This window comes from Flavobacterium sp. KH_001 (genome assembly GCF_057840745.1).
Genome location: NZ_CM174520.1, coordinates 2,970,891 through 2,989,013 on the forward strand (window position 1 = coordinate 2,970,891; position 18,123 = coordinate 2,989,013).

16 protein-coding genes are annotated in these 18,123 nt (G+C 32.1%); 2 read left to right on the forward strand and 14 right to left on the reverse strand.

Annotated features, from left to right (window positions below; translation table 11 throughout):
• Positions 1–33 precede the first annotated feature (33 nt).
• The 5 genes from AC3ITQ_RS12785 to AC3ITQ_RS12805 form a co-directional block, all read right to left on the reverse strand.
• Positions 34–603: a cysteine hydrolase family protein gene (locus tag AC3ITQ_RS12785; protein ID WP_489234609.1), complete on the reverse strand. Its 570-nt coding sequence runs from the start codon at positions 601–603 to the stop codon at positions 34–36.
• A gap of 45 nt (positions 604–648) precedes the next feature.
• Positions 649–1,293, reverse strand: coding sequence for an alpha/beta hydrolase (locus AC3ITQ_RS12790; protein ID WP_489234610.1), 645 nt, complete (start codon positions 1,291–1,293; stop codon positions 649–651).
• A 93-nt stretch (positions 1,294–1,386) separates the two neighbouring features.
• The gene (locus AC3ITQ_RS12795; protein ID WP_056186039.1) at positions 1,387–1,713 is read right to left on the reverse strand and encodes a hypothetical protein; all 327 of its coding nucleotides are present in this window, start codon (positions 1,711–1,713) and stop codon (positions 1,387–1,389) included.
• Positions 1,714–1,718: 5 nt separating this feature from the next.
• Positions 1,719–2,975 carry a dihydroorotase gene (locus AC3ITQ_RS12800; protein WP_489234611.1) on the reverse strand — a complete coding sequence of 419 codons (1,257 nt, stop codon included), beginning with the start codon at positions 2,973–2,975 and terminating at the stop codon, positions 1,719–1,721.
• Positions 2,976–3,053: 78 nt separating this feature from the next.
• On the reverse strand, positions 3,054–4,982 hold the full coding sequence (locus tag AC3ITQ_RS12805; protein ID WP_489234612.1) for a BatA domain-containing protein: 1,929 nt from the start codon (positions 4,980–4,982) through the stop codon (positions 3,054–3,056).
• A 252-nt stretch (positions 4,983–5,234) separates the two neighbouring features.
• Between AC3ITQ_RS12805 and AC3ITQ_RS12810 the strand changes: the two genes are divergently transcribed.
• Both AC3ITQ_RS12810 and AC3ITQ_RS12815 read left to right on the forward strand, forming a co-directional pair.
• Entirely contained in the window at positions 5,235–6,341 is a 1,107-nt protein-coding gene (locus AC3ITQ_RS12810) for a lactonase family protein (RefSeq protein WP_489238935.1), read from the forward strand.
• Positions 6,342–6,346: 5 nt separating this feature from the next.
• Entirely contained in the window at positions 6,347–6,850 is a 504-nt protein-coding gene (locus tag AC3ITQ_RS12815; protein WP_489234613.1) for a hypothetical protein, read from the forward strand.
• Positions 6,851–6,919: 69 nt separating this feature from the next.
• On the opposite strand, the gene AC3ITQ_RS12820 is transcribed toward AC3ITQ_RS12815, so the two are convergent.
• From AC3ITQ_RS12820 to AC3ITQ_RS12860, 9 genes are all read right to left on the reverse strand, one after another.
• Complete coding sequence (locus AC3ITQ_RS12820) at positions 6,920–8,272, reverse strand: DEAD/DEAH box helicase (RefSeq protein WP_489234614.1); 1,353 nt, start codon at positions 8,270–8,272, stop codon at positions 6,920–6,922.
• A gap of 110 nt (positions 8,273–8,382) precedes the next feature.
• Positions 8,383–8,751 carry a response regulator transcription factor gene (locus AC3ITQ_RS12825; RefSeq protein ID WP_375032011.1) on the reverse strand — a complete coding sequence of 123 codons (369 nt, stop codon included), beginning with the start codon at positions 8,749–8,751 and terminating at the stop codon, positions 8,383–8,385.
• An 8-nt stretch (positions 8,752–8,759) separates the two neighbouring features.
• A complete protein-coding gene (locus tag AC3ITQ_RS12830) occupies positions 8,760–10,970 on the reverse strand; it encodes a glycoside hydrolase family 20 protein (RefSeq protein WP_489234615.1) in 2,211 nt (736 codons plus the stop codon).
• A 5-nt stretch (positions 10,971–10,975) separates the two neighbouring features.
• Positions 10,976–12,154: a YaiO family outer membrane beta-barrel protein gene (locus AC3ITQ_RS12835; RefSeq protein ID WP_489234616.1), complete on the reverse strand. Its 1,179-nt coding sequence runs from the start codon at positions 12,152–12,154 to the stop codon at positions 10,976–10,978.
• A gap of 94 nt (positions 12,155–12,248) precedes the next feature.
• Entirely contained in the window at positions 12,249–13,685 is a 1,437-nt protein-coding gene (locus AC3ITQ_RS12840) for a glycosyltransferase family 2 protein (protein WP_489234617.1), read from the reverse strand.
• The gene (locus AC3ITQ_RS12845) at positions 13,682–14,746 is read right to left on the reverse strand and encodes a hypothetical protein (RefSeq protein ID WP_489234618.1); all 1,065 of its coding nucleotides are present in this window, start codon (positions 14,744–14,746) and stop codon (positions 13,682–13,684) included. Before AC3ITQ_RS12845 ends, AC3ITQ_RS12840 begins: the two co-directional genes overlap by 4 nt.
• 72 nt (positions 14,747–14,818) lie before the next feature.
• Positions 14,819–15,583 carry a TIGR02757 family protein gene (locus tag AC3ITQ_RS12850; RefSeq protein WP_489234619.1) on the reverse strand — a complete coding sequence of 255 codons (765 nt, stop codon included), beginning with the start codon at positions 15,581–15,583 and terminating at the stop codon, positions 14,819–14,821.
• Positions 15,576–17,276: an LIC_10190 family membrane protein gene (locus tag AC3ITQ_RS12855; RefSeq protein ID WP_489234620.1), complete on the reverse strand. Its 1,701-nt coding sequence runs from the start codon at positions 17,274–17,276 to the stop codon at positions 15,576–15,578. The genes AC3ITQ_RS12850 and AC3ITQ_RS12855 overlap by 8 nt, the downstream gene beginning before the upstream one ends.
• Entirely contained in the window at positions 17,276–17,941 is a 666-nt protein-coding gene (locus AC3ITQ_RS12860) for an ABC transporter ATP-binding protein (protein WP_489234621.1), read from the reverse strand. Before AC3ITQ_RS12860 ends, AC3ITQ_RS12855 begins: the two co-directional genes overlap by 1 nt.
• Positions 17,942–18,123 lie beyond the last annotated feature (182 nt).

The window sequence follows — 18,123 nt, forward strand, 5'->3', positions numbered from 1 at the left end:
AATTCTCGCCTTTTATATTTAAAGGAGTTTCCATTAAACTATTTCTTTTATAAAATCAGAAGTAACAACCTGCGCAAATTCTTCATTTAAACTTGCTAAAGCGGTTTGATGAATTGTTTCTGCAGAAAAATCTTCTCCGTTTATGCCTTTTTTATTAAAAGTTGCCGTTGCATCAGCAACTAAATACGTCGAATAACCAAAATTTCCAGCCATTCTGGTAGTTGTAGAAACACAATGATCTGTTGTTAAGCCTACAATCACAAGATTTGTAATTTTTGCATCATCAAGTAGCTCTTTTAAATTTGTTCCTATAAAAGCACTGTTTACGTTCTTTTTGATGATGGTTTCACCTGCAATCGGTTTTACAACATCCTGGAATTCGTTTCCGGGATTTGTTTCGTTTAAAATGGAATTCGGATTAGAGGAGCAATGTTGAATATGGAAAATAGGTAGCTTTTTAGCTCTCCAGATTTCCAGAAGTTCACCAGCTTTTTGTTCTGCATTTATATTATTGCGATCGCCATTCCAATAAGAAACATCATTAAATCCTTTTTGAATATCGATTAAGACTAATGCCGGATTTTCAAGTTTTGTAATGCTCATTTTTTAAGGATTTAGATTATTATAAGCTGCGACTATAACTGTAAACTACGACGTCAGCCAATTCTTAAAGTCGAAGAAATTTTGAGGTGCAACTCCGTGTCCCACAGGATATTCTTTATAAGTAATAGGAATATTTAAATTTTCTAAAGCAGCTGGCGTTTTCCTTGCCCAATCTACGGGAATAACCTGATCTACAGTTCCGTGTGAAGCAAATATTTTCAGATTTTTAAAGTCGTTTTTCTCGAAGCCGTCTTTTATGATTTCAGCATTAAAGTAACCACTCATCGCCACTACTCTCTGAACCTTTTCAGGATAAGAAAGTGCAACGGAATAACTCAAAATAGAACCTTGACTGAAACCAATCAAAGTAACATCATTAGCATCAATTGGATAATTAGCCACTAATTCGTCAATGAATTTCGCAATTAAATCGCGTGAAGTTTTGGCTTGTTCGTTATCTGAAAATTTATTCTGATCAGCATCAAAATTGATTGCATACCAGGCGTAAGCTCCGTATTGTAAATCATAAGGCGCTCTGGCTGAAATAATGTAATAATTATCCGGAAGTTCAGTCGCAAACGAGAATAAATCAGCTTCGTTGCTTCCGTATCCGTGTAATAAAATTAAAACCGGATTTTTATCTAATATAACTTTTGGCTCCTGTATTTTATATTCTAAAGATAGATTCATATTTTTAATTGTGAATGGTAAGTTGTGAATTGTTGGAATTTGGACCTGAGCGTTAGCGAACAGGCGAAGCAATTTAAAAAGATTGGAATTTTACTATCCGATAGATTTAAACCATTTCTGAAAAAGATTTCCAACCAACGGAATCGGTCTTGTTTGTCCCTGAATAGCACTAAAAATTCCGTAAGTCCATAAAATTGAAATACAGATCCACATCGGGAAAGTAATCATAAAACTATCAAAGTTGCTGATAATAGCTCCAAAAGAAATAAAAGTCAAAGACAAACCTAAAGCCTGACGGATATGAAAAGAGGCGAAACTATTTTTATTTTCAGAGTTCATCGACATCGCAATTAAAACACCAATGATCAAAATGTAACTGGTTATTGCGATTGATTTTCCCTCTTGTATTGAATTATTCATTTTAATTATTTTATGGTAACAAGTTTATTTTGATTTAAAATTCCATAAACTAAACCTTTGATTTCAGTTCCTAAAAAGGCAGAATTTTTAGATTTTGAAAGAATATTTTCTTTCGTAAAAGTCGATTTTCCTTCAGGTGTAAAGAAAGTAAAATTAGCTTTAGAACCTTCAGCAATTGAATTGTTTTCGATTCCGAAAACCGCTTTTCCTAAGGTTAGTTTTTCAATAACCGTTTCTAAAGGTAAAACAGTTAACAAAGCTCCAAAAGCACTTTCTAAACCAATTGTCCCGTTTTTAGCGATATCAAATTCCATTTTCTTGAACTCAATATCAATCGGATTGTGATCTGAAGTAATCATGTCGATTGTTCCGTCAAGAACAGCCTTTATAAGAGCAGTTCTGTCGACTTCAGTTCTTAATGGTGGAGTTACTTTATATCTGGTATCAAAACCTTCAAGTTTTTCGTCGGTTAAAACTAAATGATGTACAGCTACACTACAGGTAACTTGTAATCCTCTGGCTTTAGCTTCTTTAATTAATTCAACTGATTTTGCTGTAGAAATTGTCGGAATATGAAGTTTTCCTCCAGCATATTCTAATAAAAATAAGTTTCGGGCCACTTGCAATTCTTCGGCTAAATTCGGAATTCCTTTCAAACCTAGTTTTGTCGAAACAATTCCTTCATTGGCAACGCCATTTCCTTTAATGTTTGCATCTTGCGAATAAGCAATTACCAAACCATCAAAATCCTGAACATATTGTAAAGCAATTTTTAAAAGATTGGCGTTATCAAGACTTTTATTATAATCTCCAAATGCGATTGCCCCGGATTTCTTCATATCAAACAATTCAGCCATATCTTTTCCTTCACTTGCTTTGGTTAAAGCTCCAATTGGAAAAAGTTCTGTAGCAAAACCGTTTGCTTTATTTTTTACAAAATTTACCTGCGATTGATTGTCGATAACAGGGAAGGAGTTGGGTTGTAAAGCCACGCCTGTAAAACCGCTTTTTGCAGCGACGTTTAAACCGTTTGCAATAGTCTCTCTGTCTTCATAGCCTGGTTCTCCAAATGAAACACTGCTGTCAAACCAACCTTGAGAAACGTGTAAATTATCAAATTTCACTTCGGTTGTATCCTCAATATCAAGAATGGAAGTTCCAATTTTTTCTATTAAACCATCTGCAATTAAAAGATCAACAGTCTGGTTATGAAACGGACTTTTTGAATCGATAATTTTGGCGCTTCTGATGATTATTTTCATATGTAGATAAATTTATTTTGTACTTAAATCGTAAAATGATTTTTGTAAAAAGTAAAAAGCTTTAAAGAAATCTAAGCTTTACTTTACAAATTTGATAATTGCCATTTCTAATGCTAAAAATAACAGTGCAAAGATAACAAACCATTTCCAAATTTGGCTGTCAGTTCGTTCAGTTTGTAAGGTGTTAAATATGGTCGAAATTGTATCGGCAGTTTTAAAATCGGAAACAGCATTTGTATTTACCTGACTCAAATCACTTTCACTTCGTTTGTAATTGAAACTCAGGTTTTCAATCGATTCTTTTTTATCAAAAACAGTATAATTTCCGGCCGTATCAGGAAAGTCGTTGAAAGTTAATTTTACTTTATTGTTTAAAATCTGTTGAATCGGGATGAAAGAATCTTCGTTTCCTTTCACTTCCAAAATGGCATCTTTTGTCAATAAAACATCCACAAAATAAGGTTGATTATTGCCGATTGTTAACGCATTTACACCCGTTTTTTGATTGTTCTGTCCCATTTTATAAAAAAGAGGTACAATCAAGGGTGATTGCTGAAAGTTTGAATTCTCTGCATTTATAGGTCCTGAAAAAACAGTAATTCCTGAAACCGGATTTTGAATCGCAGTTACAAATACACTTTGATCTTCATAAGATAAAACCACAGGATACGGACTTGAAACAGCAAACGAGCTATTTGTTTTTGGATATTGAAAATTAGTGATTTTGTTTTCGAAAACACCAGAAAATAAAGGATGATCAAAGTTAATTTTCGTAATTAACTTGCTTTTAGATTCAAGATTTCCAAACTGAACTTTCCCAAAATTTCCAAGAAAAGAATTAAGATTAGAAACAGAAGTTTTTTCAGAAGGAATTACAACTAAATTTCCGCCTTTCGAGACAAATGCTTTTAAAGTAGTTTGCAGTGCTTGTGGAACTTCAATTAATTCATTTAGAATAATAGTATTTTGTTCTTCAAGACTATTGTAATCTAAACTGCTGATGGAGTAATTATGGTAATTGAATTCAGCTGAAGTGTAAATTCTCGATAAGAAATTACTTTTTTCAGGGTCTCCAATGCTGATAACGTTTGTTTTTTTAGCTTTTGAAATGCTGAAATATAGTTTGTTATCGTATGTCAGGCCATTATCTTCAATAGTTACATATCCATGGAAAGCTTCTTTTGGAATGGTAAAATTGATTTCTTTTTTCTTCTTGTCGAAATTAATAATAGTTTTGGCAATCAGTTTATTTTGATTGTACAAGGCCATTGAAATGGGTTTGAAATCATCACCATAAGCTGATAAATTAATTCCGATTTCATAAAAATTTTCTAAAGTCTGATTAATGAATACACTATCAATAGCAACATTGTTTTTTTGTTCTGCTTCCGGAACTATAAAATAAGGATTTTCTTCAGAATCGATATTTTTTATGTCTTTTTCGGCTAAACCTACGGCATCCGTAATAATAACAATATCTTTTTTATGCGCCGATTTATGCGCTTTGATTTTTGCCATTATCGAAGAAAGTTCGAAAGGTGTGGCACTGTATTTTAAATTCTGTAAAGCACTTTTTGAAGATTTTATATCAGTATTCCAGTAATTTTCAGTGTTGGTTAATAATGAAAACTGGGCTGTTTCCGGTGTGTTTTCTAATAATTCCTGAACGGCACGTTTTAATAGTTCCCCTTTTTTACCTTTGGCCTGCATACTGAAAGAATTATCCAGAACGATATACATTTCGTTTGAGGCATTTTTACTGTCTTTGGCTTCGAAAAAAGGCTGAGCAAAAGCCACTATAACGCAAGTCAACAATAATAATCGGGTAGCTAATAATAATCTTTTTTTAATTTTAGAACTTTTACGCGTCTGAACAGCAAGTTCTTTTAAGAATTTGACGTTTGTAAAATAAGAAGTTTTAAAACGTCGTAATTGAAACAAATGCACCAAAATTGGAACAATCAATAAAAACAGAAAGTATAGAATTTCGGGGTGTTTAAAATGCATTCCGGCTTCGATTTATTTCACTACGTTTTGTAGATACTGGTCAAAAATACAAATTTTTAGTTAAACCATATAAGTAATATAAGAGATTATAAGCATAGTGAAAATTTAAATTGGCATATATTTTTTGTATGGTTTAAAATGGCACAATGAGATTTGAAAAATGTAACTTTTGATAATTCATTTGTAACTAAAAATGTAATTTCTAATGATATTATTGAGTATTTTAGCATATTCAAAAAACCTCAAAAAACTATGAAAGGATTATATATACTGCTTTTTTCAGCGTTAGCTTTTACAACTCAGGCTCAGAATAAATTTAATTTATTAATCGGCACTTATACTAATACTTGTCAGAGCAACGGAATCTATATTTATGAATTCGATGCTTCTTCTGGTGAGTTTAAGTTTAAAAATTCTTCGGAAGGTATTATCAGCCCAAGTTATTTATCGGTTTCGCCAGATAATAAATTTATATATGTAGTAAACGAAAACGGAAATCAGAGTACAGTAAGTGCTTTTGGATACAATGCAAAATTAGGAAAGGTTAACTTTTTAAATCAAAATGATGCCTTAGGTGCCGACCCTTGTCACTTGATCAATGATGATAAAAACGTTATTGTGGCCAATTATTCTGGTGGTAATATTGTTGTTTTTAAGAAACAGACAAATGGAAGTATTACTACAGTGCAGCAGGTTATTCAGCATGAAGGAAAAGGACCTAACGCAGCGCGTCAGGAAAAAGCGCATGTACATATGGTGGTTTTTTCTCCGGACAAAAAATTTGTTTTATCTAATGACTTAGGTTTGGACAAAGTGTTTATTTATAAATACAATCCGCATTCTAAAAACGAAATACTAACCTTAAAAGGAAGTGTTGATGTAAAGCCAGGAAGCGGACCTAGACATTTGACATTTAGTAAAGATGGTAAATTTGTATATCTAATTCAGGAATTAGATGCAACGCTTACGACTTTTAGTTACGATAAAAGCGGAAACCTAAAAAAGATTGCAGAAACAAGTATTCTGGCAAAAGATTTCAAAGGCGGAACCGGTGCGGCGGCAATCAAAATATCACCTGACGGAAAGTTTTTGTATGTAACCGACAGAGTAGATGCGAACAATATCACAGTTTATAAAATTCTAAAAAACGGAACTATTGAATTAGTAGAACAACAAAGTACTTTAGGAAAAGGCCCAAGAGATTTTGCAATTGACCCAACAGGAAATTATCTATTAGTAGGGCATCAATACACTAATAATATCGTAATCTTTAAAAGAGATAAAGCAACCGGAAAACTTACGGATACAGGAAAAAGAATTGAATTGTGTTCGCCAGTTGGGCTTGTGTTTACTAAGTAAAGTATATGATCAGTTTAGAAAAAGTTACAAGAGCTTTAGGATTTCTTTTGATTATCTGTTCAATTGTCTTTATTTTAATTGATTTACAACTTTTAATGACCAATTGGAAAGAACTATCTTTTCAATCCTATAAAATGGTTGGAAGTGGAATTCCACAGAAAAATGTACTACTCTTTAATGTTTTTTGTTGGACATTATTACTTTTAGGAGGAATTGGTTTAATTAGAAAAAGTATTGCTGCATGGATATTCCCTCAAGCGTTCTTACTATTAAGTTTTTTGAATTTGTTAAATAGTTTGTTCATCTCTTTTAAGATAAATGAACAGATTAATTTAGCTTATTTTGCTGCCTTGATTATTATTTTATCATTTATGATTGTTGTATTCAGGTTTTTGAATATGAGAGAGGTAAAAGATTATTTGCAATTTGGTAAATATCAAAAAACCTGGCTTTGGTTGAGTATTTTTATTTTGAATAGTATTGGCCTCTTAATTCACACTATATTTTAAATAAAAAATTCCAAATTCCCATCTTTACTAAGTTTGGAATTTGGAATTTTTTTATTGGGATTTTATATCTTATTTATCTTTATCTTTTCTCTTCTTGTCTCTCGTTTTTAACATATTTCGATTGACAGATCCGTGTGTTTTCTTTTTCGTTTTAGAAGGTCCTCCAAGGTTGACTTTCTTGTTCTTTTTTGCTTTATCATGGAAAGCACCATCGCCATCAAGTTTCACTTTTTTCATTAAAAACTTAATAGGCTGTTTGTCTTTTTCAGGTTCAATTAATTTGGCCGAAATTTCAACTTCTTCAGGGAATTCTGCTATTTCTAATTCCTGATTCATTAAAACTTCTACTTCCACTTTAAATTCTTCTTCACGAGGTGTGATAAAACTAATGGCAGTTCCTGTAGCATCTGCACGACCTGTACGACCAATTCTGTGCATGTATAATTCAGGAAACTCAGGAAGCTCGAAGTTAATTACGTGAGAGATATTCGAAATATCCAAACCTCTCGCCATAATATCAGTAGTAATCAATCCACGAAGATTTCCTTCCTGGAATTCAGCCATGGTGCTCAAACGGTAATTTTGAGATTTGTTAGAGTGAATTACCCCAAACTGACCTTCAAAATCTTCCTCGATACGCGTGTGAAGCATATCCGAAATCTTTTTATTATTCACAAAAACCAAAACACGTTCCATGCTTTCGTTTGTTTCTAATAGATGTTTCAGCAAGTTTACTTTCGTATTGAAATTTGGAACGTTATATGTAATCTGAGTAATATTTTCAAGTGGAGTTCCTGAAGCGGCAAGGGTAACTTCTTCCGGGAAATCAAAAAAGTCATTCAAAACAGCATCAACTTCATCAGTCATGGTTGCAGAGAATAAGATGTTTTGACGTTTTGTTTTCATCATTGCCAAAAGCGCCGTCAATTGTGTGCGGAAACCAAGATTCAGCATTTCATCAAACTCATCGATAACTAATTTCTGAGTTTCATCAAAACGAACTACAGCATCTAAAGCCAAATCCATCATTCTACCTGGTGTTCCTACCAAAATATCCACTCCTTCGTAAACGGCTTTTTTCTGTGTATTTATGTTTACACCACCAAAAATACCAAGCGTACTAACCGACATGTATTTGGTCAATTTCTCGATTTCATCTACAACCTGAACAACTAGTTCACGTGTAGGAACCAGAATTACAATTTTAGGTGTATTCGTTGGGGTAAATTTGTATAACTTTAAAAGAGGTAATAAATAAGCAAATGTTTTACCGGTTCCGGTTTGTGCAATTCCCATCATATCTCGGCCAGACATAATCACTGAAAAAGATTTTTCCTGAATAGGAGTAGGCGTAACAAAGCCTAATTCGTCGATTGCTTTTTGTACTGATTTTGGAAGATTGAATTTTTCGAAAGTGCTCATTTGCATTAAATTTTGTGCAAAGATAGCTATAAATAGCTGAAAAATTGATGTTTCTTAGAAATTACAACAGTTTGGGGCATTCGTATTTCTCAAAATTAGGCTTTAAATTGCTATAAAAATCGTTTTATTCGCAATAAAAGCTCATTTGGATTAAAAGGTTTTGCTATAAAATCATCAACACCCAATTCAAAAGCTTCTTCAACAGTGCTTTCTTCTTCGCCAAGTGAAGAAAGCGCAATAACCTTAATATTTTTGAAATTTTGTTTGATCTCACTAATAATTTGCATCCCCGATTTTAGTGGAATAATTATGGTAGTAATAACTAAGTCAGGCATTATGATCGGAATCCGTTCCAATGCACTAACCCCATCATTGGCAATACTTACATTATACCCTTCTTTTTTCAGAATAAATTTAAGAATTTCGATAGTCATTTCATCATTATCGATAATCAGAATTTTTTTTTCGCTGCTATCCATGTTGGCTTTTATTTTTTATATAACTCAATTTCGTCCATCATTAGCATAGGTTTTTTATTTTTTCGTTTCCTCCAGCTAGGTAGTTCAGTTTGGGGTTTAATAAGTATTTTGATTTTTATAAAGCTACTAAATTTTTGATTTATAATTTCCCATGATTTTGTTGTAATTTGGTCATTTTCAGTTAAATTATCACAAGTTTTTTCTTCTAAAAGCACCCATTTTTGATTCTCATAACCATAAATCAATATTTTTTTCGGTGTAAAAATCCAATGCCTCTGATCTTCCAGAAAATTTAATTTCAACGTATTAAAATCTAGTTTTTTTGTTTCGATTTCAAGAGAAGGTTCCGTTTTATACCACCCAATCCAGTTGATATTGAAGTCTTTATAGCCTTTGTTTCCGTCAACTAAACCAACGACTCCTTTTCCCTTAAAATCATCTGACGGCGGTGTTATAAAACTCACTTTTAAATCCTCACCTAAATGTGTTGTAGTGTTTTTGCAAATTTCCAACCATTCTTTGTAATAGTTATCTGGTGAAAGTCCACCTTCACTTAATTCATAAATTCCAAATTCATTGCAGGACTTTGTGAATTTCAAAACTCTTTCTGTTAAACCTTTTTTTACTTCTTTTTCTCCTTTATCATTTACGATAAACATTCCATGTTGGTTTTTTCCGTAAAATTTAGATTGCTCGAAATAAACAAACTCCAACGCTAAACGTAATTTTTGAATTCTGAGATTTAGCGTGTTGTCGTCTTCAACTGCGATCGATGCTTTCTCGAGTAATTTATCATATTGATCCATCGCTTCAGGAGTCAAAAAAGTATTTCTGGCCTGTACGGGTCCTGAATAAATATCTAAATAGGTATTGCTTTTGTTTTGATTTTCAGATAAAAGAGTTAAATAATTTCCAACAAATGGTGCTGCTTTTCCATAAAAACCTCTCAAAAAATCTGCAGTAACAGCTTTAATATCAATATCAGTATCCCACAGTAATTTGGCCAGAAGATATTGTCTTAATTCTGAAAAATCCCCGGGAATATCAGCGTACCCCTGCACAAACATACCCTTTACCTTATTTTTTTTAAAGAGTTGATAGTTGCTCTGAAAAGGTTCGAAATTGGGAAACGGCGACATATAATTAGAAAACTGAACCGTATAATCCCAAAGAAATAAATGTGGAGAGATTACACTCCAGTTTTCCAGCATTTTTATAAATGAAGCCGAATTTTGAGCTGTAATTGCTTTTCCGCGATTTAATTCAATCGGACAAAAAATAGTATAAATGTTAGCATCTATTTTTAAATTTACAGGCGGTTTTAGCGTGTGTAAATAGGCTAGCGTGGTGATTTTTGTTTTTGGAAAATGTTTTGCTATTTTATTTAAGAAATAATAAAAAGATCCCTGAGGCCCACCATATTTGTCATTCAATTTTTTGCATTCAGCACATTCACAATACACCACATCATCATTCTGGCTAACCGAATAAAATTGGGCATTGGGGGTGTCGGCAATAATTTTAGTCATTTTTTTTTCCACCAAATCCACGACAGTATCATTGCTCATACACAAAGATTCTCCATTTCTTTTTCCTTCGTACAAAGCAAAAAGTTTGGGATTATTTTTGAAATATTCTTTTGCCGGAACCAGGACACTAAACGAATGTCCCCATATGCCAAAATCATCTACCTGCCAATCGAGTTTGTGCCAGTCTCTAAAATCTTCATCATAACTATCGGGATAAAAAAGGGCTCTGTAATCGAATGCTGGCTGATAGGTTTTCTTGAAATTTTTCGAAAATGTCAGATGTTCCACTTTTGGAATATAGGTTTCAGTGGCAGTAAATTTTCGAAACTCCCAAATTTCAAGTAAGGTGTAAACCGCGTAACGAAGATATTTGGAGTTTTGTGCTATTAAATAGATAGATTTTGAATCACTTTTGATGATAAATTCGTTTGCTTTTAGTTTTTCCTGATCTGATATTTCTAAGATTATGGCAGATGAATCGTCGCTACTATTTCCAGAGATCTCTCCAAATGGTTTTATAAATGCTTTATCCAGATATTTTTTCAAAAGTAAAGCAGCGCTTTCGGCATTTTCAGACTTTAAAATAATGCTGTTTTTGTTTGATATAATGATTTTAGATTGTGCCATGATCGTAAAGCTGATTAAGAAAGAAAAGAGTTGAACTAAACAGATGTAATGCCTTTTTTTCATAATATTTAAAATTTGTATTGCAATAAAAACGCAAAATCAAGTTCGGTTTGAAATTTATCTGCCGTGTATTCCTGTTCATTATCTGTAATTAGAATTCCTAAAATATAGTGGCTTTTAATCAATTTAAAAAAGCCTGCACTTAAACGATAAGAACGTAAAGACATTCTGGTATCATATTCTGCAGATCTTGTCCTGTCGTCTGGCGAAGTTCCGTAACCAGCAATAAGCGTAACATAGTCATATTTTGTTTTAAAATAATATCGGGAAGTTGCGGTAAATGAAGTTCCGTCTTTTTGAATATAAGATCGTAAGTTGACCCAGTAAGAACCAAAATATTTTCCAACACCAACATTTAGTGTTTTTAAGTCACTATTATCCTGCATGACGATGTAACGGGCTCCCAAATCGGCTTCCCAGCCCTTTTTGAAGGTGTGAAAATAAGAATAACCAAATCTCCATTCTGGAAAAGCATCATCCTTACTAAAGGCCACATCAATGTAATGATAGTTGTTCTTTTTAGCAAAAAGGTAAGATTCTGCTTCAAACTGTAAACCGCTTGACATAACAGCATTTGAAGATAACCTTCGGGCATAATTGACCCTGCCAATCAAACTTCCCCAGGAACGCTGTCTTACATAATCAGTACTTACAAAATGCCAGGGCCCAACTCCGTCGCGATCAATTGTCGTGATATTATAGTAAGCACCAACTCTGTCAAAGTTTATTTTAGAATAGAGTTCAAATAATAGTTGCTCAATTTCAGGATCATCGGGAAATTTTGCCCTAATCGATTTCAGGTATTTTTCCTCATTTGTTGTATCATTTTGCAAGGAGTAAATACCAATTCTTTTAAGCCTGAAAGTCCTGCTGTCTGGATATAATTCGATGGCTTTGTTTACCAAGACCAAGCCTTCATCATATTTTTTTTCTTCAATATCCAGATTAAGCAAATAGTGAAAAGCATCTTCATAAACAGGATTTTTATCAATCACATAATTATAATAGTATCGTGCGCTGTCTTTTACTTTTGTCAAATCATAATTTCGACCTAAAACTAAATGAAAATCAAGATAATCCGGGGCTAATTTTTTTCCCAGCAATGCTCTCTGAATGTTTAGCTTATAATTTGGTTTGCTTGCTTTCATGTCTTTGATAATAACAGTTAAAAGACTGTCTGTATCCATTTTTTTTTGCGCTTCTATAGTGTTGTTAAAAAATAAAAACAGACAAAAAAACAGCTTAGCCAAGTATGTTATTTTAATATTTTTCATCTTTAAATTATTTTTTAGTGGGCTTTTCATAGCCTTTACGAACCATGATGCCCCATTTTTGTTCTTTTTGAGCAAAGAAATACCAATATCCCTTCAATGAGGCATAAACATTAATAGGATGATAAGCTATAGGTTCAATAATTGCCATTCCGATCAGTGTAATCAATTCTTTATAATGGGCGTAACTTTTATATAATATCTCGTCAATCAAAATAGATATTATTGTTATCGAAAGATAAAACAGATAAATTATTGTAGTAATTATTAAAAGATATTGAAAATCTGTAGTTCCAAATATAAAACTGAAGATTAAAGTTAAGATGCCCAGAAGTTCAATTATTGGAACTAAAAATTCAAAAGTGAAAAAAAAAGGCAAAACCAGAAAAGCTGTTCGTCCGTATTTTGGATTTAAAAACATTTTTCGATGCAAATAAAGCGTTTGAACTAATCCTCTTGCCCAGCGTATTCGTTGTCTTAAAAAAACCGTTTTAGTACTCGGAACTTCTGTCCAGCAAAGAGACTCCGGAATATATTTAATCAAAAATTTTTCATTGGTATCATGCATGTATTTTCGCATTCGGGTTACGAGCTCCATATCTTCCCCTAATGATTTATGCCAATAGCCACCTGCTTTTATAACAATATCTTTATCAAACATGCCTAATCCGCCAGACACAAGAAGAAGCCCGTTTATTTGACTCCATGCCATTCGCCCAAATATAAAAGAACGAACATATTCTAATTCCTGAAAACAGGGATACCATTCTCTTGGATAATGAACTTTAAATAAAAAGCCTTCTTTTATTTCACAGGAGTTCGAAATCCGAATTCCTGCACCGGTTGCAATAACTCTCGTTTCGTTTTCCATGAAGGGTTTTGCCAATTTTAAGATCGTATCACTTTTTAAAATACAATCGACATCAGTACACAAAAACAACTGATATTGCGAGGTGTTTATTCCTGCGTTGGAGGCATCAGCCTTACTTTTTCCGTTTACTTTGTCAACAACCAGTAATTTTGAATATACAGGGTTTTTAGATCTGTAATGCCCTTTTACGGGTTGGGTTACAATTTTTTCCTGATAATAAAAGTCAATTTTAACCAAATCAAATTCGGTAATTAATTTATCAAGTGTATCATCAGTACTTCCATCATTTACAATGATAATTTCGAATTTTGGATAAGTTAAGGAAAGCAATGATTTTACATTGTATACAATATTTACTCCCTCATTAAAGGCTGGTGCTACCACCGACACACCCCAGATGTGGTTAGAACGAAGGAGAACCTCTTCTTCCAGATATTTTTGTTCTTTTAAATGTTTAATAATGGCCAAATACGATAATATGGCTAAAAAAATATAAAACAGTATGTAGGCAAGAGAAAAAGACGCGACAAAAATATCATAAATGCGAACCAGATAAGATAAAAACTCATATATCATAATGCTAACTTTCTAGTGTGATTAATCATTTTTTGTGTGTCAGCATCCTGATTTCCTAATAAATCTAAACCTACAGGATCTAAATTGTTTAAGGAACAAACCATTCTCAATTTAATATCCTTTATTTCTTGTTTTGGAATTTCATTTTTTAAAAAAGCTACTGTTTTTTCAGAACCTATAACGCCGAGAGCCTCCAACATTTCCAGCTGAATTACTAGTTGTTCATTAGGAAACAAAAACAATAAATCATCCTCGGCTTCTTCTAAAAAAAGATCCTGCACAGCTGTAATTACATCTATTTTCAAGACTATATTTTCATGATAAAGCAATTTTATTATTTCGGCTGATTTATTTCTATAATTGTAAAAAACCATCGTCATGACCGCTAATTTTAAAACCATTGGATCTTGAGACTGAATCCAAAGATCCAGATGTATTGGCTGCGGAATTTTTTCTTTGTGTAAAACATCCATTACTTTTATTGTAGCAATGATGGAACGTTTAATGGGAACTTTACCAACTGCCTTCCAATCACCTTTTGAGAGGGCTAAATAAGCAACATTTACATTAGAGCGAATCACCTTGTTAGGATGAAATAGGTATTTTTGTAAAAGTGAAACCCCAGGTTTATAACCTAAAGCCTGAAAATGACGGATTCCTTCGTATTTTTTATATTTTCTAAAGTCCCGAATTAAACTGGCCGAATAATGGTTTAAATCTAATGCTTTATAAATTATGAGAATGTTTTTGGCTGTTTTACCTTTCAGATTGTTTTTTATTTTGATAAGATCCTCTACGAGTATCTCTTTGCACCATGTTTTATGAATTGGAATCTGAGATTTAAATTCGGCTATTTTTTGTTTAATCGTATTTTTATCATAGTTTGATAATGTGATTTCAGTTAAAAATCGCTGTGATTCAAGTGTAACATGATATCTGTGAGGTAAATTATATTGATAATAGATTCTATTCAATAATAGAAAAATAACAAGCGCTAAAGCTAAAACTAAAAAAAACGGAATTACATAGTAATGTTTAATGTTGTGGATAACATATTCCATATAAGCAGCTTTTATATCGTAATATTACGAAAAAAAAGCGAGAAATTCGAATAATATGGTCTGATTTACAGCTTAAAAGCCTTCAAATACGCCTAATCCGAAAAGTGCAAAATCATATTTTACGGGATCTTTTGAATCCATTTCGCGAAGCTTAAAATCCAATTCAGCTAAAGCTTTTCCATCATTTTGTTTTCTTGAAAGGATACCTAATTTTCGGGCTACATTTCCAGAATGGACGTCAAGTGGACAAGATAAAGAAGATGGAGAAATGGTTTTCCAAATGCCTAAATCAACACCTTTTGTGTCCTGACGCACCATCCAGCGTAAATACATGTTAATTCTTTTTGCTGCTGAATTGTTTAGCGGATCTGAAATATGTTTTTGTGTTCGAGGTAAATGATCAATTTCGAAGAAGATTTTTTTGAATTCATGTATGCTTTTCTGTAAACTATTTTCTTCCTGATTTTTTGCAAATACTGCTTCCAGACCATTGTGATTTTTATAAATATGCTGTAATCCTTTTATAAATCCGCCTAAATCTTTTCCGTTGAAAGTACGATGTACGAAGTTTTCCAATCTTTCTAAATCTTCATCAGAATGCGACATGACAAAATCATATGGTGTGTCACCCATTAATTCCATCATTTGGTGCGAGTTTTTAATGATCATTTTTCGATTTCCCCAGGCAATTGTTGCGCTTAAAAAACCGGCAATTTCAATATCCTCTTTTTGAGTAAACAAATGAGGAATCTGTACAGGATCACTCTCAATAAAATCCTGATTATTGTATTGAATGACTTTTTCGTCGAGAAATTCTTTGAGTTCTGCTTTATTCATTTTTAGCTATCTTTTTTGCATAGAATCCATCTTTTAGATCGTTTGTGCGCATTTGCGGAATAATATGAAAATATTCTTTAAAATACTCCAACTGCTCCTTATTTACACAAGGCAGTTTACCATTTCCATTCGCCCAGAAAAAATCATTTTTTACAGGTGAATTATATTTTAGATTTTCAAGCTGAATGGTTTCAAAAGCGGTGCTATTCTTAGTATTTTGATAAGGCGAAACAAGATTTTTGACCGAAAAATTACTGATTTCAAGCATAAATTTATGATTGGAAAACTGATTTAAATTTATTGGTAAAAATAAAACAACGATAGTTGGTATAAGCGTAAGCACTAATAATGAATTGATTATTTTTTTATCCTGAACAATAGAAATAAAACAAAACAAAGAGAAGAACAATATGAAATTCATGAAAAATCGATATTGTGGTGACGTTATAAAAAGTAAAAAAAGCTGTAGTAGCATAATGAAATACAGCATCCATAATGCTTTTTTATTTTGAAATTTAAAAATGAAGAAGGGCACAGCCAAAATTAATAAAATACTTAGTTTGTTGAATATACCATTTAGCTTTGGCATTGAAATCCATTTTTTGAATAAATCAAAAACTGACATAGAATTGTATTGGTCCATATCAACAAAAAAGCCATAATATTTGATTTGGTCATAGTAAAAATGAGCCATCGAATTAGGGATTGCATAATTTGTTGAGAAAGAATCTCCTATTTTTGACGGGAAAATTGGTGCCCCGCATACAATCATGTTTTTTATGACAAAAAGGGAAAGTATTAAGGTGGCTAAAATAACCGGTATTAAAAGCTTCTTAGACAAAAAATGAAAATGAAGAAGTATCAATATAATAGGAATAATGGAAAAAGTTAAGGTTGTATTTTTAATGTAAAGCAAAAACAAAACTAATATCATTATTAAATAAAAGTTCTCGACAGTTATTTTTTTAAAGTTCTCTAAGAAATAGAAAAAGAGAATAAAGGAGAAAATATACACAGGGATGTCTGGTGATGGTGCACTAATAAATTGAAAGAAAAAAATATTAAAGACAGGTAATAGCCCGGTTAAGATGAAATTTTTGTTTCCATTTTTGTAAAACTCATTTAATTTTTGAATAGCGAAAATATTTCCCAACAATAAGCAAAAGCCACTTAAGTCATTGAAATTTTGATATAAAAAGGAAAAATTAAAAGCACTTTGGGCAATATGCCAGCCACTCATTTGACCGTAAAATAAATGCAGGTTTACAAGTCCTTTTACAAAACCATATTCATTAAGCCATTTTATAGTCTGAATGTAATAGGATTCATTATCTATCACATAGGGAATTGAGGCGCATTGTGCGATTATCAAAAAAGAAATAAGCGCTAAAAATACTTTTAGAATATTTTGTAAATCGTAGATTTCTAGTAGAAATGATTTATAGGTTTGAACAATTTGATTTCGAAATCTAAGTAATAAAATAACATTAAGTAGTAATAAGAAGGCATGAAATTCAATATTAATCCTGCCAAAAATAGCCCAAATGGAGGTAATAATAGTTGCTGAAAATAATCCAAGAATGGATGTGATTACAAAATTATTGTTTTTTAAACCTAAAATTTTATCAAAACCAAATCCCAGATTTATGGTTGTAAATAAAATGTAAATCCAACTGATTAAAATTAAAATCATTAAGAAAGAATTTGCCCGTCAGACATTATCAATTTTCTATCAGCCATATTAGCTAATTCTTCATTGTGTGTTACGATCACAAAGGTTTGTCCGAACTCATCACGAAGCTGGAAAAATAACTGATGCAAATTTTCTGCAGAATGTGTGTCTAAATTCCCAGAAGGTTCATCAGCAAAAATAACATCAGGTTTATTGATTAAAGCTCTCGCAACAGCAACACGTTGTTGTTCTCCGCCTGAAAGTTCGTTTGGTTTATGATTGATACGATGTGATAATCCTAAAAAAGTCAATAATTTTTTGGCTTCAGCTTCTGTTTCAGATGGTTTTTTACCAGCAATATAAGCCGGAATACATACGTTTTCCAAGGCTGTAAATTCAGGTAAAAGCTGGTGAAACTGAAAAATGAAACCTAAATTTAAATTTCTGAATTTAGATAATGTTTTATCATTCAGTCCTAAAATATTTTCACCATTAATAGTTAATGTAGTTTCGGTTTCAGATTTTGACGGTTTATCTAAAGTTCCTAAAATCTGTAATAAAGTTGTTTTTCCGGCACCAGAAGCGCCAACTATAGAAACAATTTCACCCTTTTTAATATGTAGATCAACTCCTTTTAAAACTTCAAGCTGATCGTAGAATTTATGTATATTTTTTGCGTGTATCATTTTTGAAACTGTTTCTACAAAGAAACAAAGATTCTGATTAGAATCAAATTCCAATCCCTAAGTTTAAGGATAAATTCCAAATTCTAATTTGAAAAATAAAATTGGCTTGAAAATTGAATAAGTGGTAATTAAAGAAAAAAACAGGCATTAGAAATAAATTACTTTGCCAATTTCTTTTTAAA

Excerpts from the sequence above, each read along its gene's own strand:
- AC3ITQ_RS12785 (WP_489234609.1), bottom strand. The coding sequence starts at position 603 with ATGAGCATTACAAAACTTGAAAATCCGGCATTAGTCTTAATCGATATT.
- AC3ITQ_RS12790 (WP_489234610.1), bottom strand. The coding sequence starts at position 1,293 with ATGAATCTATCTTTAGAATATAAAATACAGGAGCCAAAAGTTATATTA.
- AC3ITQ_RS12795 (WP_056186039.1), bottom strand. The coding sequence starts at position 1,713 with ATGAATAATTCAATACAAGAGGGAAAATCAATCGCAATAACCAGTTAC.
- AC3ITQ_RS12800 (WP_489234611.1), bottom strand. The coding sequence starts at position 2,975 with ATGAAAATAATCATCAGAAGCGCCAAAATTATCGATTCAAAAAGTCCG.
- AC3ITQ_RS12805 (WP_489234612.1), bottom strand. The coding sequence starts at position 4,982 with ATGCATTTTAAACACCCCGAAATTCTATACTTTCTGTTTTTATTGATT.
- AC3ITQ_RS12810 (WP_489238935.1), top strand. The coding sequence starts at position 5,235 with ATGAAAGGATTATATATACTGCTTTTTTCAGCGTTAGCTTTTACAACT.
- AC3ITQ_RS12815 (WP_489234613.1), top strand. The coding sequence starts at position 6,347 with ATGATCAGTTTAGAAAAAGTTACAAGAGCTTTAGGATTTCTTTTGATT.
- AC3ITQ_RS12820 (WP_489234614.1), bottom strand. The coding sequence starts at position 8,272 with ATGAGCACTTTCGAAAAATTCAATCTTCCAAAATCAGTACAAAAAGCA.
- AC3ITQ_RS12825 (WP_375032011.1), bottom strand. The coding sequence starts at position 8,751 with ATGGATAGCAGCGAAAAAAAAATTCTGATTATCGATAATGATGAAATG.
- AC3ITQ_RS12830 (WP_489234615.1), bottom strand. The coding sequence starts at position 10,970 with ATGAAAAAAAGGCATTACATCTGTTTAGTTCAACTCTTTTCTTTCTTA.
- AC3ITQ_RS12835 (WP_489234616.1), bottom strand. The coding sequence starts at position 12,154 with ATGGATACAGACAGTCTTTTAACTGTTATTATCAAAGACATGAAAGCA.
- AC3ITQ_RS12840 (WP_489234617.1), bottom strand. The coding sequence starts at position 13,685 with ATGATATATGAGTTTTTATCTTATCTGGTTCGCATTTATGATATTTTT.
- AC3ITQ_RS12845 (WP_489234618.1), bottom strand. The coding sequence starts at position 14,746 with ATGGAATATGTTATCCACAACATTAAACATTACTATGTAATTCCGTTT.
- AC3ITQ_RS12850 (WP_489234619.1), bottom strand. The coding sequence starts at position 15,583 with ATGAATAAAGCAGAACTCAAAGAATTTCTCGACGAAAAAGTCATTCAA.
- AC3ITQ_RS12855 (WP_489234620.1), bottom strand. The coding sequence starts at position 17,276 with ATGATTTTAATTTTAATCAGTTGGATTTACATTTTATTTACAACCATA.
- AC3ITQ_RS12860 (WP_489234621.1), bottom strand. The coding sequence starts at position 17,941 with ATGATACACGCAAAAAATATACATAAATTCTACGATCAGCTTGAAGTT.